Here is a 23196-nt window from a genome sequence, read left to right on the forward strand (position 1 = left end):
GACCAAGAGTTTCGCTTACTTTTTATCAGTGAAAACCTAAAAATCTTCAGTTAGAGTCAGAATGCGTACTTTCATGTTTCAAGAGTTATTATTTTTCCTTACATTTGACTCGAATAATTCTATCAGAATCTATTATGAGCGGTATACCGAACTTAAAAGACTTGGTGTTCAGAGACACCCCGTTTGCCAATCTAATGAATAAGCGTATATATAATGTATTGCTTATCGCTACGAAATATGATTCCTTCATGCTGGAAGATGACGGGCGTGTAGATGAGCAGATATTTAACGAATATACTTCCTTAAGCCTCCGTTACCCACCCCGGTTTACGCAGGTGACTACCGAGGAGGAGGCTTTGAATGAGTTGAAGAACCGGAACTTCGAATTGATCATTTGCATGCCGAATATGGATAACCGGGATATATTCGCGGCGGCGAGCGAGATAAAGGTGCATTATCCGAATATCCCGATCGTCGTATTGACTCCTTTCTCGAAAGAGGTGTCTAAGCGGATCGCCAACGAGGATCTGAGCGCTATCGATTATGTGTTCAGCTGGTTGGGTAACTCGGAGTTGTTATTGGCGATTATCAAGTTGATCGAGGATAAGATGAACGCTCCGGACGATACGGCCAGCGTGGGCGTACAGATCATCTTGTTGGTGGAGGATTCCATTCGTTTTTATTCGTCCGCTTTGCCTCATTTATATAAGTTTGTGCTGGAGCAGAGCCAGATGTTCGCTAAGGAGGCGTTGAACGATCACCAGCGTACGTTGCGTATGCGTGGCCGTCCGAAGATCAAATTGGCCCGGAATTACGAGGAGGCGGTACGTATCTTTGATCAGTATCGGGATAATATGTTGGGTATTATCTCGGATATGAGTTTTATGCACAATGGCGTGAAAGATCCGTATGCCGGTTATAAGTTCGGACAGTATGTACGGAAAACGGGTTTGATCATTCCTTTCGTGCTGGAATCTTCGGAGGCTAGCAACCATGTGTACGCGAAGGAACTGAACGCCTCGTTTATCGATAAGAATTCCAAGAGTTATCCGCAGGATTTGAAAAAGAAGATCATGCAGCGTTTCGGCTTCGGCGATTTCGTGATCCTGAATCCGCATACGAAAGAGGAGATCATGCGCATCAAGGATTTGAAAGACCTTCAAAAGAAAGTCTTCCAGATTCCCGACGATTCGTTGGTTTACCATCTCTCCCGGAATCATTTCTCCCGTTTCTTTTATTCCCGTGCCATGTTTCCACCCGCCGAGGTTTTGAAGCATGTGGACGTGAGTGACTATAAGGATATGGATGAGGCCCGGAAATTGATTTTCGACTTGATCGTGCAATATCGCCGGATGAAGAACACGGGTGTCGTGGCGGTTTATCAGAAGGATCGTTTTGATGAGTATAGTAATTTTGCCCGTATCGGTGACGGTTCGCTGGGAGGTAAGGGTAGAGGTCTTGCCTTTATCGGTGCGATGGTGAAGCGATACCCTAAGCTGGAGAGTGATAATTTTGCCGTGAATATCCCGAAGACGGTCGTGATCTGTACCGATATCTTCGACGAGTTCATGGAGACGAACGAGTTGTATCCGGTAGCGCTGGGCGATGCGGACGACGAGACGATCCTCCGGTATTTCTTGCGGGCCAGCTTGCCCTCCCGTTTAATCGAGGACTTGATGGCTTTCTTCGATGTGGTGAAAAGCCCGATCGCCGTGCGTTCCTCCAGCCTGCTGGAAGATTCGCATTATCAACCTTTCGCCGGGATCTATTCTACGTATATGGTACCTAAGATCGAGGAGAAATACGATATGCTCCGTACGGTGAGCGACGCTATCAAGGCGGTGTATGCCTCTGTCTTTTATAAGGATAGTAAGGCGTATATGACGGCTACTTCGAACTTGATCGATCAGGAGAAGATGGCTATCGTCTTGCAAGAAGTGGTAGGCTCCCGTTATAATGATCATTTCTATCCGACGATGTCGGGCGTGGCCCGTTCCTTGAATTTCTATCCGATCGGTAACGAGAAGGCGGAGGATGGGATTGCGAATATCGCCTTGGGATTGGGTAAATATATTGTCGATGGCGGGCAAACCTTACGTTTCTCTCCCCGACATCCCCATAGCATCTTGCAGATGAGTACGATGGATTTCGCTCTTAGGGAAACGCAGACTCGTTTCTATGCCTTGGATTTGAAGAATATGGCGGAAACCTTCTCGGTAGATGATGCCTTTAACTTGGTGAAGCTGGGCTTGAAGGACGCTGACGCTGAAGGTTCCCTGAAATATATTGTCTCTACATACGATCCGTACGATCAGATTATCCGTGACGGTTATTACCCGGGCGGTCGTAAGATCCTTTCTTTCGTGAATATCCTACAGCATGACGTATTCCCGCTGGCGGATACGTTGGATCAGATCTTACGGATCGGGCAGCAGGAAATGGGTCGTCCGGTAGAGATTGAGTTCGCTGTCAACATGGACCCGTCGGATCATACGAGAGCGACTTTCTATCTGTTGCAAATCCGTCCGATCGTAGATAATAAAGAGATTATGGACGAGGATCTGAGCTTGGTGAAGAACGAGGAAACCATCCTTTCTTCTACCAGTGTTTTGGGACATGGTATCGTAAACGATGTACAGGATATTATATATGTAAAGACGGGCGCTTTTAATTCATCCAATAATCAGTTGATCGCTTATGAGATCGAGAAGATGAACCGTTCGTTTACCGATCAGGAGAAAGGATACGTATTAGTCGGCCCCGGCCGATGGGGGAGTAGCGACTCTTGGTTGGGTATTCCGGTGAAATGGCCGCATATCAGTAACGCACGGGTGATCGTGGAGTGCGGATTGGAGAACTATCGGGTAGACCCGAGTCAAGGTACCCATTTCTTCCAGAACCTGACTTCGTTCGGAGTGGGCTATTTTACGGTTAATCCATTTAAGGGAGATGGTTGGTTCGATGAGGCGTTCTTGAATGCGCAACCTGCCGTAGAGGAGACGGAATATCTTCGTCATGTACATTTTGATGCTCCGATTACGATTAAGATGGATGGGAAGAAAAGTCTTGGCGTGGTGCTGAAATCTTGAGAAAATAACAATAGGCATTGTAAGGTGCTAACGATCGCAGTTGTTAGCCCTTTATAATGCCCATCGTTAGAGGCTTATAATGCCTATTGTACTGTTTTATAATGTTCGTAGCCATTCCTCGGCGGCGGCCAAGGTTTCCGGCTTGCCGATATCCAATAGTTTTAGGTTATCCGCCATATAAGCCCTGATATCGGTTTTGGCGCAAATAGCCAGATAGAAGTTAATAATAGAGAACTTTCCGGTCCATTCCTCCATCAGTTCCAATATCTTGGGCGAGAGTACGTGGATTCCCCCAAAGGCGTACTCGTTATGTTGATCCGGGTCAAAATAGGGATAGTAAGATTTTACCTCACCGGTCTCATGGTTTTGCCAACCGCACAGTCTATTCTCCTTATTAAATAATAGATAACGTGAGGTGTTACGCTGGCTGACGAGTAAGGTAGCCAACGGATTTGTTTGTACATGGGTATCGTATAGTTTCTTGAGATCCACGTTCGATAAAATATCGACATTATGTATCAAGAAAGGTTCGTTCCCACATAAAAGAGAAGTGGCCTTTTTGATACCTCCTCCCGTATCCAGCAGATAGTCACTTTCGTCCGAGATTTCGATCCGGAGACCAAAGTTGTTGTTCGCTTTCAGAAAATCCAAGATCTGGTTGCCTAAATGGTGGATATTGATCACGATCTGATCGAAACCGGAGGATTTCAGTTTCTGTATGACGTGTTCTAGCATCGGTTTGCCCCCGATAGGTATAAGCGCTTTTGGCGTGTGATCGGTTAACGGCTTCAGTCTGGAACCAGTACCGGCCGCAAAAATCATAGCTTTCATAATGTAGGGTTAAAGAGTTGTTCTATATTTTGTTCTCTATGTACTAAATGTACTTTTACTCCGAACTTGGTGTTAAGATGTTCCGCCAGATGTTGTGCGGAGTAGACCGAACGGTGCTGTCCTCCCGTACATCCGAAACAAATCATCAAATTGGTGAATCCACGATCCATATATCGTTTTACCGACGCATCTACGATATGATAGACATGCTCTAGGAAGCTTGTGATCTCCCTGTCATCTTCCAAGAACTGGATGACCGGTTTATCCAAACCGGTGAAATGATTGTAACGCTCGTATTTACCGGGATTGTTTATCGCACGGCAATCGAATATGAATCCACCTCCGTTCCCGCTAGGGTCGTTCGGGATTCCTTTTTTATAGGCGAAGCTCATGACCTTTACTTCCAGCATATGTTTCTGGATATCATCCGTGAATTGTTTCAACCCGGTAAGCTCACGAAGGACGGAGCATAAATAGGGATATTCCGGATAGTCATTCTTCAATAACTGCCGCAGGTTCTCGATTGCGAACGGGACGCTTTGGATGAAATGAGGCTTTTTCTCGAAATATCCCCGGAAACCATAAGCCCCCAATACCTGCAAGGTCCTGAACAGGACGAAATGGCGTAGCTGGCTATGGAAATAAGTCTTGTCTACCGGGATATATTTACGTAGGGCCGTGATATAATCCGATAGTAATTCATTCCTCAGAGCCTCCGGATATTTCGCTTTCGCTTGCCAAAGGAAGGAAGCCACGTCATAATAGACCGGGCCTTTTCGTCCACCTTGAAAATCAATAAACCAAGGCTCTCCGTCCTTTACCATAACATTGCGTGACTGGAAATCACGGTACAGGAATGTGGCGGAAGAGCTGCGTAACAATACGTCGCTCATCTTCAAGAAATCATCTTCTAGACGATTTTCCTGAAACTCCATCCCGGTAGCCTTTAAGAAACAGTACTTGAAATAATTCAAATCCCAAAGGATAGACCGTTGGTTGAACTCGGCTTGCGGATGGCAATACGAGAAATCGAAGCCGTCGGACCCCAAAAACTGGATGTCGGGGAGCTTGGTGATCGTCTTGTGTAATAAACGGCGTTCCTCCTCGTCGAATACGCTGCTTCTACGGCCTTTCTCGATGGCGTTGAAAAGAAGCGTATCTCCTAAATCCTCTTGGATATAAAATGAATGGTCGTCCGAGCTGGCATATACTTGCGGTACGGGTAAGCCCTTCCTCCGGAAATGTTTTGCCATATAGATAAAAGCCTCGTTCTCCTCAATAGAAGTGCCACTAACTCCAATCAACGTCTCAGGACCTTTTATCCTGAAATACCGGCGGTTAGAGCCGGATGACGGTAACTCCGTTATTTCCTCTGCCGGTGATCCTGTATATGATTGGTATAGCTTCCTAAGTTCTTCTGTTATCATACTTATCGATTTACGGCACTAAGATACCGCTTTTTAATTGAAAATTAAGAATTGAAAATTGAAAATTAAAGGGATATTGGACTTGTCTAAACAAAGAAAGGAGTAGAACTCATTACGAGCCTACCCCTTTACTTATATGATCATCAATAAATAATCGCTATCTGCGACACTCTCAATAATTCCCAATATTCAATTATTTAAAGGATGCCCTGTGCCATCATAGCCTTCGCTACCTTCATGAAACCGGCTACGTTTGCGCCTTTCACATAGTTTACGTAACCATCCTCTTGCTTTCCGTATTTTACGCATTGCTCGTGGATGTTTTCCATGATGCTTTGAAGTTTCTGGTCTACTTCCTCGCTGCTCCAGCTTAACTTCTGTGCGTTCTGAGTCATCTCAAGACCGGAAACGGATACACCACCAGCGTTAGCGGCCTTACCCGGAGCGTAAAGGATCTTGGCCTCCAGGAATGCGTCGATAGCTTCCGGCGTAGAAGGCATGTTAGCACCCTCGGATACAGCGAAGCAACCGTTAGCCAATAAAGTCTTGGCATCGTCGCCGTTCAACTCATTCTGGGTTGCGCTCGGCATAGCGATGTCGCATTTCTCTCCCCAAGGACGAGCGCCTTGTACATATTTGCATCCGTATTGCTCCGCGTATTCACGGATACGGCCACGATACAAGTTCTTCAACTCCATGATATAATCCAGTTTCTCACGGTCGATACCATCCGGATCATAGATATAACCGTCGGAATCAGACATCGTGACAACTTTCGCTCCAAGACTGATTAATTTCTCTACCGTATATTGAGCCACGTTTCCGGAACCTGATACACAAACTACCTTGTCCTTGATATCAATGTTGCGGGTTTTCAGCATCTGCAACAAGAAATATACGTTTCCGTAACCGGTAGCTTCCGGACGGATCAAGGAACCACCGAACTCAATACCCTTACCCGTGAATGTACCTGTATTCTCACGAGCTAATTTCTTATACATTCCATACATATAAGCCACTTCACGTCCGCCTACACCGATATCGCCGGCAGGAACATCCGTGTCCGGACCGATATGGCGCCATAACTCAAGGATGAAGGCTTGGCAGAAACGCATGATCTCTGCGTTTGATTTCCCTCTCGGGCTGAAGTCGGAACCTCCTTTACCACCACCCATCGGCAATGTAGTCAGTGAATTTTTAAACGTTTGCTCAAAGGCCAAGAATTTAAGGATCGACTGGTTTACGGAAGCGTGGAAACGGATACCGCCTTTGTACGGGCCGATAGCGTTGTTGTGCTGGATACGGTAACCCATGTTCGTCTGGATTTGTCCCTTGTCGTCCATCCAAGTTACACGGAAAGAGAAAATGCGATCGGGGATACAAAGGCGCTCGATCAAGTTGCTTTTCTCAAATTCCGGATGCTCGTTGTAAGCTTCCTCGATAGTTCCTAAAACCTCTGATACTGCTTGATGATATTCCGGTTCGTTCGGAAATCTTCTTTTCAAGTTGTCTAAAACTTCACTTGCCTTCATGACTGAATTTTATATTTAGAATGTTATAACATTTTGTTATCCGTATGCCGTTTGTTTAACGACGTGGCAAAGGTAAGCTAAATTTTGATAATGGCAAATAATTGAAAGATAAAATGCGTAAAAAATATCATTTAGATATATTGCGTTTGAAAAAGCGACGAAATGTTATTCGTCTCTATGTTTGAAATTCTTGTAGATCGGAACGAACACAATGATAGCGGAGGCTACAAGGGCAAATATGACGTCGAAATTGATCGTTTCGCTGTATACAAGCAGCATGTAGCATAAGACACCCCATAGTAAGGTGATACATACGGCTTGACTATTTGTTATCTTTCTGCGTGCCATTGATTACATTTGTTTAGTTTGAGGAGATAAGCGATCCGAAGTAAATCACCAAAGCCAAAAAGACAGCTATGATGACGAATAGGATCATGATTTGTTTCTCTAAGGGATATTTTCGTAGAAAAGGGATATGACGTGCGAATCCGGCAACTTGTTCTACCGGTTCCGCTTGCTCGTCTTCCCGGGGCAGGTCGTAACCGCCTTCCTCCATGATCTTCATGGCCCGGGTAACGTCGCCTTCCAGAATCTCCACCCGTGCGCCGCCTACGTCTACGTAACCGGCCATGATCTGGCTGCTTAACTCGTTACGGAGATAACATTCTATCCCTTCCGATCTCAACAGGGCCATCAGTGGTTGGGCTTCCGCCGGATAGGTGAACCGGGCTATTTCTACGATCTTGTCCATGATATTTGTTTTTCTGCAAATGTAAGTAGACAATCACGAATTAACCGTGTTTTTTGTTGTAATTTACTTTTTTTATACGTGAATATTATGAAACAGTATGATTTACGGAGAGTATGCGGATGTATATAGCCCGATTGAGAGAGCAAGGACGTTATTCGTCCGCCAAGAGTTATCAAGATGCATTGAATTCATTCCTGCGTTTTTGTGGGCAGGAGATGATTCTTTATACCCATATTGACCGGGAAATGCTTTTGAGGTATCAAGACTATTTGCGGGACCGGGAGTGCTCGTGGAATACGATATCTACTTATATGCGTAGGATTTGCCGTGTGTATGGATTAGCGATGGAGAATGGGGAGGCTCCTTTTTCCCGTTATTTGTTCAAGGGGATTTTCATGGGAGTGAAGAGCAAACAGAAGAAGGCGTTGCCTGCGGAATCCTTGCGTTTGTTGATGACAGCTCCGCTGGCTGCTCCGGAGTTGCGCAAAACACAGCGGGCATTGTGTTTGATGTTCTTGTTTTGTGGTATGGCGTTTGTCGATTTTGCTCATTTGAAAAAGAGTGATATCCAGAATGGTGTCTTGAGGTATAACCGCCAGAAGACGGGGACGCCGATGTTGGTCGAGATACAGCCTGTAGCCAAAGAGTTGTTGGCTGCGCTGATGACCGACACGTTTCGGGATTCTCCTTATCTATTCACTTTCTTGAGTGGGACGAAAACGGGTGAAGAGGCCTTCCGGGAATATACCTCTGCCTTGGCTGATTTTAACAGGTCTCTGAAGGAACTGGCAAATACCTGTGGTGTGACGGGAATGGTTACCTCGTATTCGATCCGTCATTCTTTCGCTACGACCTTGAAGGAACAGGGCGTACCGATTGAGATGATCAGCGAATTGCTAGGACACCAATCGATCAAGACCACGCAAATCTATTTAAAGAGTTTCTCTTTGGATAAGATGTCTGCGGTGAACAAGGCTTGCTTCGAAAGTATATATAATAAGGTATCAAAGGTGGGGTAGGCGATCGGCTACTTGGGAAGTAGCGTAAAAGAATGGGTAATAATCATTACCCATTTGAAGGGATGAGATGGGGTATGCCCCGTCTCTATACTTAATGTTTGTAGATTTGGGGGAGTGACGTGATGATGCTGGAAATATGAGGTCGTTTCGTCTCTATTGTCGTGTTCATACACATACGAATAGAAACGAAAAATCAAGGAAAAATAAATTCAGAAAACAAACAAAGCCTACACAAAGCCTGAAAATTGTTTGTTATTCGGTGTTTTTTACTAAATTTGCGGCGTGGAAGATTACGCTACTTCCCAAGTAGCCGATCTTTCCCGTCCCGATAGAAGAGATATTGATATGGTTTCTATTGCTTTTAAATTTTCGGGAATAGAAAAGGGTATTTGATTTAAGTATTGATTATCAGTGTATTAATAGAATACGCTGATATGGCATTGAAGTATCTATGGGTCATGATCTTCCCCCTTTACCATTGCGTGATGTCCACACCGTAAGATGGTATGTGTTATCTCTTCCTGCTTGTCATAAAGGCCCTGTCAAGGGTTTGGAGAAGGAGTTGGATCGCAGGGTGCGTTGGGGTGAGCCTACGTTCGATTTTTTCGCCCCCTCTTTCGTGGAGATGCACCGCCGTGAGGGGCGTTTGGTGGAGACTCACCGTCCGTTACTCTATAATTACGTGTTTATCCGCTCCTCTGTGTATGAGATCTTCCGTTTGAAACGGGATTTCCCCTTGTATAATTTCCTGCCTAGCGTGGATGGCCGTGGCTCATATCCTTTTGTCTCCGATCGTGAGATGGAAAACTTGCGTTGGGTGGCCCGTTCTTACTCGGATGAACTTCCTGTATATGTGCCGGAAGCGGGTTATTTGCGTAAAGGTGACCGGATACGCATCACGGATGGCCGTTTCAAGGGTGTTGAGGCAAGCGTGGTGATACAGCCCGGTGTCGGCGAACGGGAGGTGATGGTATGCGTGGACAACTGGATGTGGGTTCCCCTGTTGCGTGTTCAGCCGGGTGAATATGAGGTGATCGGTTTGGCCGAGGAGGGCAAGCATGTATATACTCGTTTGGACAATTCCCGGATACAAAATGGTCTCCATGAGGCGTTGGGCCGTCATTGGGGAGATTGTGGTGTTACGGCTGCCGATCGTGAGCTGGCGACCGAGACCTTGCGTGCCTATGGGGAGTTACAGCTGGATTCGGCCGTGATGCGTTGCAAGCTCTATTCCCTCTTGTTGCCCGCCTATACGATACTAGGGGACGAGGAGCGGCAAAAGTCGTTGATCGGAACGATCGTCTCGTTCCTACCCTTGATCCGTGCGGAGCAGTCGTTGGCATTATTACTACTTACGCTTTATGGCTGTACGGATAGCAGTATCTATTATTATCGTGCGCACGAGTTGATCGATCCGTGGAGTCGGGAATCCTCCCCGAAGAAGAGTAAATTATCCTTGATCCGTCGGTTAGCCGACTACGACCGCTGGCTGAAACATAATTCATAATTCAAAAAGAAATGTCTTCCCTTCCCGCTGGTGTTCGCTTGGTCGCATTGCTAAACGAACACCTGAATGAGATCATGGATCGTGAGCGCACGAACCGTACCTCGATCCATTTATATTGTACGGGTCCTTATTGGGTGGCTTTCGAGCGTTCTGCCTATCAGTTGTGTCTCACTTTTCCGGATAGCGAGATCACGCCGCTGCGCCTGTTCGCTTACCCGTTCCCGATCGTGATGGTGTCCGTGACGGATCGCTCGTTGCGTTCGTACGCCCGTAAACATATTTTGAGGCGGGACGAGACAGATTACGTGGTGCTGACCGTCCCCGAATCCTCCTCGACCGACTACCGAAGATGGCATGCCGGTGAGGTGGAGGGCTTGCCCCAGCTGACATGAACCAAAAATTTTATTCATGATGAACCTTTTTTCTAAACTCTCAACGTGGTATTTCTCAAGGAAAGCGTTGCCGTATTGGAGCATTATCCTGTTGGATTGCTTGGTGATCCTGTTTTCAGGTTTGCTGGTATATGCGTTGAATAATGGTATCTTCGCCACGATGGGTATCTTCTGGCACCTGTCGCTCACGTGGGGTGTTTGTTTGGTGCCTTATCTGTTGGGCTTCAGGTTGTTCCGTACGTATTCGGGCATCATTCGCTACTCTTCCTTCGTGGATTTGCAGCGGGTGGGCTTCGCCGTGCTGTTCGGTGCGGTTTGCGTAGTGGCCTTCCAAGAGCTTACGGACTTCTCGCCTTACTTGGTGTATATCCGTAAACGGGATCTTGTGTTATCCTCCCTGCTGGCGATGAGCTTGATGTGGGCGCTGCGTGTGTTCGTGAAATACTTCTACGTGACGACCTTCCGTCAGTCGAAGGCTAAGCGCGCCTTTATCTTTGGCGTGAAGCAAGGCGGTATCAGTCTGGCGAAGAGTATCCAGAATCAGGATCCTGCGCAATATGTGCTGGCAGGCTTTGTCTCGGAGGCCGGGAACATGCAGAATCGTATATTGATGGGAGTGCGTGTATACCCTTTTGATGAGGAGTTGATCGATACCATGTGCCGGGAGCGGGCGACGATCCTTTTCGTCTCTCCTTTGAAGAGCGACTCCATCCGGGAACAGCCGGATATGGTGGCTCGTCTGGTGGAGGCGGGGATTAAGATCTACGTGACGCCGGCGGCGCAAGAATGGGACGGAAAGAGCGATTTGACGCATACGCAACTCCGGATGGTGGAGATCGAGGATCTGCTTCCCCGGGAAAAGATAGAGATAGACATGGAGGCGGTGGGTCGCTTGCTTCGTGGTCAACGCATCCTGATAACGGGAGCCGCCGGCAGCATTGGTGGCGAGATGGTGCGCCAGATCGCCTCGTTCGCTCCGGATCGTTTGATCTTGGTAGATCAGGCGGAGACTCCCTTGCACGACATCCGCTTGATGATGGCGAGGGATTGGCGGGATATCAACGCCTATACCTTGGTGGCGGACATCGCTAACAAGTCTCGCATGGAGGAGATCTTCTCGGAGCATCGTCCCGCCTATGTATTCCATGCGGCGGCTTATAAACACGTTCCGATGATGGAGGATAATCCTTGCGAGAGCGTGGGTAACAACGTGGACGGTACCCGTGTGATCGCCGACTTGGCCGTGAAGTATGGCACGAGGAAATTCGTGATGATCTCCACGGATAAGGCGGTGAATCCTACGAACGTGATGGGTTGCTCGAAACGTATCTGCGAGATTTACGTGCAGAGCCTCGACAAGGCGATCAAGGAGGGGTATGTGGAAGGTGTGACGCAGTTCGTTACGACCCGCTTCGGCAACGTACTGGGTTCTAACGGCTCAGTGATTCCGTTATTCCGTGAACAGATTGCCAAGGGCGGTCCCGTGACAGTGACGCATCCGGATATCATCCGTTTCTTCATGTTGATCCCGGAGGCTTGCCGGTTGGTATTGGAGGCAGGTACGATGGGTAACGGTGGGGAGATCTTCGTCTTCGACATGGGCAAGCCCGTGCGTATCATCGACTTGGCGAAACGTATGATCCAGCTCTCGGGTGCCAAGAACGTAGAGATCCATTTCACCGGTCTTCGTGCTGGTGAGAAACTGTACGAGGAAGTACTGAACGACGAGGAGATCACCTTACCAACTTTCCATCCGAAGATCAAGATCGCCAAGGTACGGGAGTACGATTATGATACGGTTTGCCAAGATATAGATGAACTCGTTGGGTTAGGCCGCTCGAAGGACGATATGGCCATCGTGGGCAAGATGAAGGCGATCGTCCCCGAGTTTAAGAGCCGGCACTCCAAGTATGAGGTACTGGATAAATAGCTTTTTCTTTATATAATTCGAGGCTATATATTCACACACCCCCAATGGATGAAGGCTGAGCAAAAAAAGTATGTTAGGTGACTTGCGCCACGCACCTAAGATACTTTGCTGATGCACCTAAGATCTTTTGCCGATGTACCTAAGATACTTTTGTCAAATAATTTGGTATTGCTACAAGGCACTGTATAGGGTGCTGAGGCATGGAAATAGAAAAATAGATGGCTGAAAATTGATCGTTTAAGGGAAATAACGTTATATTTGTCTTGACGAACCAATAAACAGAGACGAAGATGGAAGGGCGGCGATTATATCCGATAGGGATACAGACATTCTCGGAAATCCGAGAGGGTAATTATGTGTATGTTGATAAGACAGCCTTAGTCTATGGAATGACACATGCGGATTCAAAATATGTCTTCTTGAGTCGTCCTCGTCGTTTCGGAAAGTCGTTGCTTACTTCTACGCTCCATAGTTATTTCGAGGGGTGGAAGGATTTGTTTGAGGGTTTGGCTATCGAGCGTCTGGAGAAGGAGTGGACAAGTTATCCGGTGCTTCATTTTGACATGAGCACAGCGAAGCATATGGACAAGGATCGGCTTCTGAGTGAGCTGGAGAGGAAATTGTATGGTTACGAGCAGATATACGGACGTGATGAGAGCGCTATTTATACGAACCAACGTCTGGAAAGTCTTATCAAACGTGCCTACGCCCAGACCGGTCTAAAGGTGGTTATCTTGATCGACGAGTACGACGCTCCCTTGCTGGACGTGGTGCATGAGGAGAAGGAGCTGCCGAAGCTTCGCGACGTGATGCGTAACTTCTATAGTCCGCTTAAAGCCTGCGATCCTTATTTGCGTTTTGTTTTCTTGACCGGAATTACCAAGTTCTCCCAATTGAGCATCTTCAGTGAGTTGAACAATATAAAGAACATCAGCATGCTCCCGGAGTACGCCGCCCTCTGTGGCATCACGGAGGAGGAGATGCGTGAGCAGATGGGCGAGGGTATCGGTCGTTTGGCCGACAACCTCGGCGTTTCTCCGGAGGGTGCCTTGGGTGCCTTGAAATCGAATTATGACGGTTACCATTTCACGTGGCCGTCGCCCGATATATACAACCCGTTCAGCCTGTTGAACGCCTTGGCCGACAGTAAACTAAATTCCTATTGGTTCGGTAGCGGTACGCCCACCTATTTGATCGAGATGCTGAACAAGTATCACGTGAAACCCCAGCAAATAGGCGCACGCAAGGTTTTGGCAGAGTCGTTTGACGCACCCACGGAACGGATGGTCGATATTACGCCATTGCTCTATCAGAGCGGTTACATCACGATAAAGGATTATTCCTCGCTCACGAATTTGTACACGCTCGACATCCCAAACAAGGAGGTACGTATGGGATTGATGAAGAGTTTATTGCCCAATTATTTGCATCAATACACAGCGGATGGACTTACTACGGTAGCCCTTCTTTTCGAGGCGATCGCTGGAGAGCGGATGGACGATGCCCTGCGTTTATTGCAGACCTTCCTGTCCACCCAATGTGACAATACGGATTACGAGGGCCATTATCAGTCCTTGCTTTACACGATCTTCAGCCTGCTAGGAATGTATGTGGACGTGGAAGTCCGTACCCCGAAAGGCCGTGTGGATATGGTGATGCGCACACCGACAACACTCTATGTCGTGGAATTGAAGTTAAACAAGACTGCGGATATAGCCCTTGAGCAAATCAATTTGCGCAATTACCCGGAGCGCTTCGCTCTTTGTGGGTTGCCGATCGTAAAGGTTGGAATTAATTTTGATAGTGGGCGGCATACGTTGGGGGATTGGGTTATTGAGGGTTCTATGTCTTGTTGAGAGTTACAGGTTACTCTAGTCTGATAAAGATATTTTATCTTCGTGCGGAAGATGTATCATCTTGTTGATGTAAGGTGTATCATCTTATGGTTGTAAGATGTATTATCTTTCAGAGGTATCAGGCTTACGGAAACGAAGGGACCCCTAATCGAATTGCGTACCTTGTTGGACAGTGGACAGTCAAAGAATTCAGAATTTAGAAGTCAGTATTATACAGAAGCCCTTAATTATCTGAATTGATTCTGAAAAGAGATATTTGCTTTCTTTATAGCCTTTTTAATCACAATCAAATCGTATGAATGTTCCCAAAATCGACATAATTGTACCAGTGTATAATGTCGAACCATATTTGAGAAAATGTGTTGATTCTTTATTGAATCAAACTTATGATGATTATATAATCTCTTTGGTAGATGATGGTTCTCCTGATGAGTGTCCTGTCATCTGTGATGAATATGCAATCAACTATCCGGAAAAAATCAGGGTTTATCATAAGCAGAATGGAGGATTATCAGATGCGAGGAATTATGCGGTAGAAAGATCAAAATCGGAGTTTGTGATTTTTGTGGATTCCGATGATTGGGTATCGGAGCATTTTATTCAGAATCTAGTTGAAGGACTCACCTCTAGTGAAATTGATATGGTAGTTTCTCCATATTACAGAGCAACAGAAACCTCGGAAGGATTTTCTATATATTTTAATATGTCAACAAAAGCTCCTTGCGCAATGGAAATGGAAGAGGCTTTAGTGGAGTTGTGTAAAGAAAAATATTATGGAAATCATGCATGGTCTAAACTTTTTCGTTTAGGTTTACTTAAGGTGTATCCTTATCCAAAGGGTAAATATTATGAGGATTCTTATACTACATATAAACATATAGCTCATTCAAGGTTGGTGTCGTATGTTTCTACTCCTGGATATTATTATCTTCAACGTAAGGGTAGTATCGTACGTTCTGAATTTCAGAGAAAGCATCTTGATGTTATTTATGCAACCCAAGAAATGGTAAAGTATATGATTGACAATCATTTTTCTCGGAAAACTATTTCGTTTGGAGTTTATAAATTATTAAGAAATGCCCATGCTACATTTATTCATGCTAAGAGAGAGCAAGATTTTGATATAATTTATGATGAGATATTTTTGATTTTGAATCAATATAAGGAGTATTTTCCTGCTATTAATCAATCGTTGAAAGAAGCGATGATTCATAAACTGATGATGTCTTGTCGTTTATTGTATCATTTTATGATTCTTTATAAAAAAGAATGACTGTTATTAATGGTTTGATTGTAATTAATTGAGTTATATTTGATTGTATGATAAGATTAAAGCAATATATAGGGTTTGGACTGTATTTGACATTGAACATGTTTTTTATATTGTTTTTTTTGATAGTTCAATCTGACTTTATAATAAGTGGTCTTTTTTTGGTGTGGGCAAATATGACTGTGTATGCTGTAAGAGACTTGAAATCAAAAGGTATGCTGTTTGCCTTTTGTGTGGCCTTTTTTTCGTTTCTTATGGGTAGGCATTTGTTATCTTATTATTTTAATTATGAAGTAGAGGTCTTTTCTGAGGAGATTAATACACATGCGGAATTATGTATGTTGCTGAGCTTATTGACTGTTTTTTTTTCTTATATATTTTTTTATGTGCGTAATAGGAGAAAGAATAAACAGAGTCATGCTGAATATGTTTTACCTGATAGATATATAAAAATTATACGCAAATATTCTCTTAGAATATTTTGGGTTGCTTTTGTATTCTCTGTGATATATGCGATTTTTATTGTAGTTTTGGTACATACGATAGGCTATTTGGCTAGCTATACGGTCGAAGGAAAGGAGATGATGAGAGGCAATTATTTATTGTTGACACTCAATAGGATAGAACAGGCTCTTCCTGTTGCTTTTTGTTGTTATCTAGCGACATTTCCTGAAAGAAAGTCGTGTAATAAAATCTGTATGTTCTATTTTTTATACTTGGCTCTTACGTTGTTGGGAGGGCAAAGAGGCCCATTCATATTGGGAACCCTATTTTTGATGATATATTATTTTTACCGGAATAAGAGAGAGGGTGAAATATGGATAAAGAAAAGTTGGATAAGGATGGGACTGATAGCATTTCCTTTTTTACTTGCCGGATTAGGGATTTTTTCTAAAATACGAACTGGAGATAAGATCGAATTTAGTAATGTGGGTGATTCTATTGTGGATTTTGTGTATAATAACGGAGTAAGTGTTAATGTAATAAAAAGATCTTATGAGTTAGATTCTCGCTTAAGATCAGATCGATTTTATTCATTACATTTTCTTCATGATGGTGTATTTGGATTAGTTTTTGGTTCTGATGGCGCAGGTAATAATGCGGATAAGGCTACCGAGGGTTATCACCTTGCTCATGCGCTTCCATACTTAATGTTCCGTGATAAATATCTTGAAGGGGCAGGAACAGGTACAAGCTATATAGCAGAGTTGTATCATGATTTTGGTTATATTGGAATAGTGCTTGGAAATGTGATTTATGGATTTCTGTTGGCCTCATTAGCTAAGTTTGATAAAAATAAACCCTTTAATACATCGGTTAAACTTTTGATTATAACTCGGCTTCTTTGGGCACCACGTGGAGGATTTACTGAATTTATTACGATATTATCTCTTCCTGCTACAATTTTTATATATGTCGCTGTTTTTTGGGGTGCATTTTTAGTGTTTAATATTCCACGGAGACGTTATACTAAATTGGGTGTTGGATAAAAATAATTTTTAATTTTAATAGTTGTGAATGTTTCTGAAAACAACAGGCGTATTGCTCGTAATACGTTACTACTTTATGGAAGGAAAGCTGTAACCATGTTGATTGCGCTATATTCATCAAGAGTATTGCTGCAATATTTGGGAATTGATGATTTTGGTTTATACGGACTTATAGGTAGTATAATTGCTGTTTTTACGTCACTCAAATCAACATTCGCCGCATCTGTTCAGAGATTTCTAAATGTAAATAAGGAAGAGAGTATCGCAAGGAAAAATGAAATCTTCTGCATGGGGATGATCATTCATGTGTTAATTGCGGTTGTCTTTATTCTATTAGCAGAGATTGGAGGTGCGATATTGCTCCCTAATCTTAATTTGAATACTGAAAAACTAATAGTTGCAGGATGTATACTTCGTTTTACTATCTTGTCGGCAGCAGTTTCTATAATTACAGTTCCTTTTGATGCGCTTGCTATGGCAAATGAGAAATTTGATGCCTTGGCAGTTATTTCTATTATAGATTCTGTTTTGCGTCTTTGTGTGATATTTATTTTGTCATTTAGTCCGATTCAGAGGGTCGTTTTTTATGCAATATTACTTTTATGTGTAACTATTGTACATATTCTTATGATAGGGGGGTATTGTTATAAAACTTTTAAGGATACAGTGAAATTTCATTTTGTAAGGGATAGAGTTTTATTTAAGCGAATGACCTCTTTCGCAGGATGGAATTTTTTTGGTAATTTAGGATACTATCTAACAAGTGAAGGTGTGAATTTTATTCTTAATATATTTGGTGGAATAGTAGCTAATGCTTCACGTACAATCTCTTATCAAGTGAAAAACGCATTACAGACTTTGGTGAATGATATAACTGTTGCTTTTCAGCCTCAGAGTATGATGGCTTTTTCAACAGATAAACAACGTTTTTATAATCTTCAATTTTTAGCGACAAAAGCAAGATTTGCTATATGCATAGTTTTGGGGTTCCCTTTATTTTTATTCATTCCTGAGATTTTGCAAGTTTGGTTGGGAAAACAACCGGAAGGAGCAGCGACCTTTATAAGATGTATTCTATTGTTTGTGGTCATACGTTGTTGGCATGATGCTATTGATACAACCTTTAAATCGGCTGCACGTATGCGAAATTATCAAATATGTGAAATGTCTATTATGCTATTTAACTTACCTGTATCTTGGCTTATGCTTCATTTGAAATTGCCTCTGTATAGTGTGTTTATAACAATGTCGGTTATTGAATTTGTAAATCTGATAGCAATAATGGTATTGGCATATAAAGAGTTGGGTTTTATGATAGGGGATTATATTAAGAAAGTAATTATACCTTCGGTATTTATAATTTGTATCATGGGTATAATATTTCTAAGTTATTCTTTTTTTGATATACGCCTTTATGGGTGGACAGAGATGTTGCTTTTTTTAATAGTTACATTTATTGTTGCGATTGGTTTGATTTTTATGATCTTGTTTTCTCAGATTGAGCGAGAGAAATTAGTGTCTATGTTGAAATATAAATAATATTATTGTTGAATAATGCTTTTTTTCTTGATAGATTGTGAAATTTTTTTTTGATATGATAATGTTAAAATGAGAAATCTAATCCTTCTTACAAATTTTTTTCCTTATGGTAATGGTGAACCATATTTGGAAACTGAGGTGAAATATTATGAACAGAATTTTGATCGTATTTATATTTGTTCATTGCAGTTAAGAAAAAGAGATTTACAATCTCGACGGGAATTACCTTCTGATAAATTTAATGTATTCCCAGTTGCCAAAGCAGCTAACTATGTTTATCTATTTAACTCACTTAGAGTTTTAGGAGATACTAATCTTTATAAAGAACTGTGGAAGCTTGCTAAGGAGAATAGAATGTCTTTTCAGCGTGTGGTGCGCCTGTTTGTTTATCTCAGTCGTTCATATTATGAGGCTGGAAAAATAAAGAAATGGCTTAAAAGAAAAGTAACTTTTAATAATCTTGATTCTGGGGTTTTGTATTCATATCGTTTTGAATATCAGCCTTATGTTGGATTGCTGATTAAACGGGTATTACCTGATTTTAAAACTGTAGCTAGAGGGCATAGATTCGATTTGTATGAAGAAAGACGTCAGGAACGTTATATTCCTTTACGTGAGTATTTATTGAAAAATCTTGATAAAACGATTATGATTGCACAAGATGGGGCTGATTATCTTGTGGGTAAGTATCCTATATATAAGGAAAAGATTGTGCTTTCCCGTCTTGGAACGACAGATCATGGTCTGGCAATTGTTCCGCAATCAATGGATGAACTTCGACTTATCAGCTGCTCCACGGTCTCTCCTATAAAACGAATACATCTTATTGTGGAGGCATTAGCTCAAATTAAGAATATTCGAGTTCGATGGGATCATTATGGTGATGGTCTTTTATTGCCTGATATTAAGAGTCTTGCCATAAAATTGTTATCTGGAAATGTTCACTGGCATTTTCATGGGTATGTAGATAATCAAACTTTGATGTCTATTTATCAAAAGAAACCATATCATTTGTTTCTTAACGTTAGTTCATCAGAAGGAGTTCCTGTTTCTATCATGGAAGCCATGTCGTTTGGGATTCCTTGTATAGCGACAGATGTAGGAGGAACTAAAGAGATTGTTGAAAATTATAAGAATGGAATCTTATTGCCTTTAGACTTTAAACCCCAAGAGCTTGCAGATTGGATTATGTTTTTTTTAAAAATGGATGAAAAAGAATATCTGCTATATAGAAATAACGCTCGGACAGGTTGGGACGAATTTTATAATGCGGATAAAAACTATCGTATATTTTTGAACTTTCTGAATAATATGTGATTAGAAAGATATATATACCCTAAGAATCTTCATATAAGTTTAATACTATATTTATTATTATATAATATAATAGATAGATGAAAAAAATAATGATTTTAGGAGCAAGCATCCTCCAGCTTCCTGCTATTAAAAAGGCGAAGGAAATGGGATTGGATGTGATTGCTGTAGACATGGATCCGGATGCTGTCGGGTTTAAAGAAGAGGGGATAACGAAATTGCAGATTAGTACGATAGATACCCCCCGAATCGTAGAGGCTGCTCGTGCTTATCAAATAGATGGGATAATGACGCTCGCTTCCGATATGCCTATGCAAGCGGTCGCTGCGGTATGTGAAAAGTTGGGATTAATAGGTATTACCCCTCAAACAGCTCTTAATGCGACAAATAAGGCGGAAATGCGTATGTGTTTTAAAGCGCATGATGTTCCTATCCCTGAGTTTTATATAGTTAGTGAGCTTGATGAATTTATGGAGGCGACTAAGCATTTTACGACTAAATTTATAATAAAGCCTGCTGATAATTCGGGGAATCGTGGGGTGAAACTTATAACAGATATGACGGATGAAAAGGTCTTGATCCAAGCTTTTAATTATAGCAAGAAGTATAGCAGGGATGGACGAGTTCTACTTGAGGAGTACATGGAAGGCGATGAGTTTAGCGTAGAGACAATGAGTGTTGATGGTGTATGCCATGTGATTCAAGTTACGGATAAGTTGACTTCTGGTGCGCCCTATTTTGTGGAAATGGGACATACGCAGCCTTCCATGTTTGCAGAAGATATTAAGATGAGGATAGCGGAAGTCGCAAAAGCAGGGATTAAAGCATTAGGTATCGATCATGGTCCTTCACATACGGAGATAAAACTTACATCTACAGGACCTAAAATAGTAGAGATTGGTGCAAGATTGGGTGGTGGATGTATTACAACTCATCTTGTTCCTTTATCAACAGGGATAAATATGGTAGAGGCCAATATACGTATAGCTTTAGGAGAAAATCCGAATCTATGTAAGAAATATGATAAAGGTGCGGCTATTCGTTTCTTACAACCTTTTCCTGGTATTTTTAAGTCGGTAAAAGGAGTGGATGAAGTTAGAAGTATATTGGGTGTTATTGAGGTTGGATTTATGAAAAAAATAGGCGATGTTGTTCCTGAATTATGTAATGGACTTGATCGTGTAGGCTATATTATAACACAAGGTAATACTCGTGAAGAAGCTGTAAGATTCTGTGAACAAGCTGTCGAAAAGATTCAATTCGAAATGGAGTAAATCATGTATAAGAATTTCTTTAAACGTTTATTTGATATTATAGGTGCGCTTTCGGCTATACCGTTTGTCCTTCTTATAAGTTTGTTTGTTGGTTTGGCTATTTATATAGAAGATAGGGGAGATATATTTTATCTTGCTTCCCGGCGCGGTCGTTATGGAGAGATATTTAAGATGTTTAAGTTTCGTTCGATGAAAATGAATGCTCCGGATATCCGTAACTCAGATAATTCCACCTATAATTCACCTGATGACCCGAGGATTACTAAAGTGGGTAGATTTATCCGTAAAACGTCTATTGATGAATTACCTCAGTTTTTTAATGTCTTGATTGGAGACATGAGTTTTATCGGACCAAGGCCTGTGACTACGGATCGACCGCTGGAGGAGTATGATGAGAAGCGAAAGATACGGCTGGAGGTACGTCCTGGAATTACAGGTTATTCGCAAGCTTATTTCCGAAATTCCATTTCTAATGAGGAAAAATTGGAGAAGGATGCGTTCTATGCTCGAAATGTGACTTTTGGGGGTGATCTTAAAATCATTTTTGCGACAGTTAATACAGTCGTTTTCCGTAAAAACATATATAATAAGAAGAATCGATAATGAATGTGAAAGGTAAACGCTTGCTTATATTAGGAGCCGGGCGTGGGCAAATAGGGCTGTATAAGGCGGCTCGTGAAATGGGGGTGGTAAGTATTGCGGGAACGATGCCGGACAATGGTCCCCCTTGCATACCCTTGGCTGATGAGGTGTGCTATATGAATATCCTTGATCCGGATGAGGTGGAGAGTAAAACAGCTGATTTACGATTTGACGGCGTGGCAACTTGTTGCTTGGATCGTGGCTTGAAAGCTCTTGGACGGTTATGTGATACACGTGCATTACCTGGATATTCGGAGGAAGTAGCGGAGCTTTGTAATGATAAATCAAAAATGAAACTTCGATTCAGTGAGTATGGTGTAAATACGGCCCCATTTAAACAAATATATACGGATGAGGCGTTATTAGACGCTATAGATAAGGTTGGTGGATATCCTGTGATTATTAAGGCTACGGATTTAGCGGGTAGTCAAGGTATTTATAAAGCCGTTAATAAAGAAGAGGCTTTTGATGGATTTTATAAAGCGATGAGTGCTACTCGGGTTGACTATGTGCTTGTGGAGAAATTCTTGCAGGGACGTGAGTTTGGGGCACAGGCATTTATCTCTAATGGTGAAATCCTTTTTGTTATGCCTCATGGTGATATACTTTATCAGGCAGATACGGCAGTTCCTGTAGGACATTATGTCCCTTATGAATGTTCGGATATACTTCGTGAAAAAATAAGGAAAGAAGCCGAAATGGCTATCAAAGCTATGGGACTTAATAATTGCGCTGTTAATATCGATTTTATAGAAGAAAATGGTGTAATATATGTGTTGGAATTAACGGGTCGTATCGGAGCCAATTGTTTGCCTGAACTTGTAAGTATTCATTATGGCTTAAATTATTACCAGATGGTGATTGCAGCAGCGCTGGGCATTGATCCAAAAGAAATATGGAATAGACGTAAAGAAGGTGAGGCGGGTTTGTCAAGAATGATAATTTCTCCAGAAAGAGACGGTATTTTAGAAGACATGCGATATGTAGGTGAAAGGGACTCTTTTATTTATGATTTGACATTCTTTGTGCGTCCCGGTTTTGAGGTGAAAAGATTTGCCAATTCAAGTCATTGTTTGGCTCAAATAGTAGTGAAAGGGCAGGATTTAAAAGAATGTGAAGAGCGAATGGAAGCGGTTGTTTCTAAAATTGATATGAAGTTAAAATGAGGATCTCATTTCTCTGTGAGATACGAAAAATAGAAGATTAAAATTATTTCTTATGAAGAAAGTTCCTTTTTCTCCTCCTGATATAACTGAGAGTGAGGTTAATCTAGTATCAGAGGCTCTTCGTTCCGGTTGGATCACCACGGGGCCTAAAACAAAAGAATTTGAGA

The 23196-nt window shown here is 42.6% G+C and carries 19 protein-coding genes; 14 read left to right on the plus strand and 5 right to left on the minus strand.

The window, feature by feature from the left end; genetic code table 11:
* The first annotated feature begins 134 nt into the window (after positions 1 to 134).
* The gene (locus E5342_RS08450; protein ID WP_135959192.1) at positions 135 to 3089 is read left to right on the plus strand and encodes a PEP/pyruvate-binding domain-containing protein; all 2955 of its coding nucleotides are present in this window, start codon (positions 135 to 137) and stop codon (positions 3087 to 3089) included.
* 96 nt (positions 3090 to 3185) lie between these two features.
* On the opposite strand, the gene E5342_RS08455 is transcribed toward E5342_RS08450, so the two are convergent.
* From E5342_RS08455 to E5342_RS08475, 5 genes are all read right to left on the minus strand, one after another.
* On the minus strand, positions 3186 to 3920 hold the full coding sequence (locus E5342_RS08455) for a nucleotidyltransferase family protein (RefSeq protein ID WP_121737263.1): 735 nt from the start codon (positions 3918 to 3920) through the stop codon (positions 3186 to 3188).
* The gene (locus tag E5342_RS08460; RefSeq protein WP_121737264.1) at positions 3917 to 5347 is read right to left on the minus strand and encodes a RapZ C-terminal domain-containing protein; all 1431 of its coding nucleotides are present in this window, start codon (positions 5345 to 5347) and stop codon (positions 3917 to 3919) included. The genes E5342_RS08455 and E5342_RS08460 overlap by 4 nt, the downstream gene beginning before the upstream one ends.
* Before the next feature lie 197 nt (positions 5348 to 5544).
* A complete protein-coding gene (locus E5342_RS08465) occupies positions 5545 to 6879 on the minus strand; it encodes an NADP-specific glutamate dehydrogenase (protein WP_009017039.1) in 1335 nt (444 codons plus the stop codon).
* A gap of 165 nt (positions 6880 to 7044) precedes the next feature.
* A complete protein-coding gene (locus tag E5342_RS08470) occupies positions 7045 to 7227 on the minus strand; it encodes a hypothetical protein (protein WP_005858749.1) in 183 nt (60 codons plus the stop codon).
* A 13-nt stretch (positions 7228 to 7240) separates the two neighbouring features.
* Positions 7241 to 7630, minus strand: coding sequence for a DUF2007 domain-containing protein (locus tag E5342_RS08475; protein WP_121737265.1), 390 nt, complete (start codon positions 7628 to 7630; stop codon positions 7241 to 7243).
* 113 nt (positions 7631 to 7743) lie between these two features.
* Here E5342_RS08475 and E5342_RS08480 point away from each other — a divergent pair, with 113 nt between their 5' ends.
* The 13 genes from E5342_RS08480 to E5342_RS19635 form a co-directional block, all read left to right on the plus strand.
* Complete coding sequence (locus tag E5342_RS08480) at positions 7744 to 8649, plus strand: tyrosine-type recombinase/integrase (protein WP_135959193.1); 906 nt, start codon at positions 7744 to 7746, stop codon at positions 8647 to 8649.
* Between the two features lie 451 nt (positions 8650 to 9100).
* On the plus strand, positions 9101 to 10156 hold the full coding sequence (gene nusG / locus E5342_RS08485; RefSeq protein WP_135959194.1) for a transcription termination/antitermination protein NusG: 1056 nt from the start codon (positions 9101 to 9103) through the stop codon (positions 10154 to 10156).
* A gap of 11 nt (positions 10157 to 10167) precedes the next feature.
* Positions 10168 to 10548 (plus strand): hypothetical protein, encoded by a 381-nt coding sequence (locus E5342_RS08490; protein ID WP_121737258.1) that lies wholly within the window; start codon positions 10168 to 10170, stop codon positions 10546 to 10548.
* Between the two features lie 16 nt (positions 10549 to 10564).
* On the plus strand, positions 10565 to 12478 hold the full coding sequence (locus tag E5342_RS08495; RefSeq protein ID WP_135959195.1) for a polysaccharide biosynthesis protein: 1914 nt from the start codon (positions 10565 to 10567) through the stop codon (positions 12476 to 12478).
* A 290-nt stretch (positions 12479 to 12768) separates the two neighbouring features.
* Positions 12769 to 14334, plus strand: a complete 1566-nt coding sequence (locus E5342_RS08500) for an ATP-binding protein (RefSeq protein ID WP_135959196.1) — start codon at positions 12769 to 12771, stop codon at positions 14332 to 14334.
* Between the two features lie 295 nt (positions 14335 to 14629).
* Positions 14630 to 15607 carry a glycosyltransferase family 2 protein gene (locus tag E5342_RS08510; RefSeq protein ID WP_135959197.1) on the plus strand — a complete coding sequence of 326 codons (978 nt, stop codon included), beginning with the start codon at positions 14630 to 14632 and terminating at the stop codon, positions 15605 to 15607.
* 47 nt (positions 15608 to 15654) lie between these two features.
* The gene (locus E5342_RS08515; RefSeq protein ID WP_135959198.1) at positions 15655 to 17094 is read left to right on the plus strand and encodes an O-antigen polysaccharide polymerase Wzy family protein; all 1440 of its coding nucleotides are present in this window, start codon (positions 15655 to 15657) and stop codon (positions 17092 to 17094) included.
* A 24-nt stretch (positions 17095 to 17118) separates the two neighbouring features.
* Positions 17119 to 18633 (plus strand): oligosaccharide flippase family protein, encoded by a 1515-nt coding sequence (locus E5342_RS08520; RefSeq protein WP_121737254.1) that lies wholly within the window; start codon positions 17119 to 17121, stop codon positions 18631 to 18633.
* Between the two features lie 69 nt (positions 18634 to 18702).
* Positions 18703 to 19950, plus strand: coding sequence for a glycosyltransferase (locus E5342_RS08525; RefSeq protein WP_135959199.1), 1248 nt, complete (start codon positions 18703 to 18705; stop codon positions 19948 to 19950).
* A 77-nt stretch (positions 19951 to 20027) separates the two neighbouring features.
* The gene (locus E5342_RS08530) at positions 20028 to 21221 is read left to right on the plus strand and encodes an ATP-grasp domain-containing protein (RefSeq protein WP_236651559.1); all 1194 of its coding nucleotides are present in this window, start codon (positions 20028 to 20030) and stop codon (positions 21219 to 21221) included.
* Between the two features lie 3 nt (positions 21222 to 21224).
* Positions 21225 to 21824, plus strand: a complete 600-nt coding sequence (locus tag E5342_RS08535; RefSeq protein ID WP_005868583.1) for a sugar transferase — start codon at positions 21225 to 21227, stop codon at positions 21822 to 21824.
* Positions 21824 to 23029 (plus strand): ATP-grasp domain-containing protein, encoded by a 1206-nt coding sequence (locus E5342_RS08540; protein ID WP_135959200.1) that lies wholly within the window; start codon positions 21824 to 21826, stop codon positions 23027 to 23029. Before E5342_RS08535 ends, E5342_RS08540 begins: the two co-directional genes overlap by 1 nt.
* Positions 23030 to 23081: 52 nt before the next feature.
* Positions 23082 to 23196: DegT/DnrJ/EryC1/StrS family aminotransferase (locus E5342_RS19635; protein WP_135959201.1), on the plus strand; the 115-nt coding region annotated here is incomplete at its 3' end.

Origin of the sequence: Parabacteroides distasonis (genome assembly GCF_004793765.1) — a bacterium.
Classification (GTDB): Bacteria; Bacteroidota; Bacteroidia; order Bacteroidales; family Tannerellaceae; genus Parabacteroides; species Parabacteroides distasonis_A.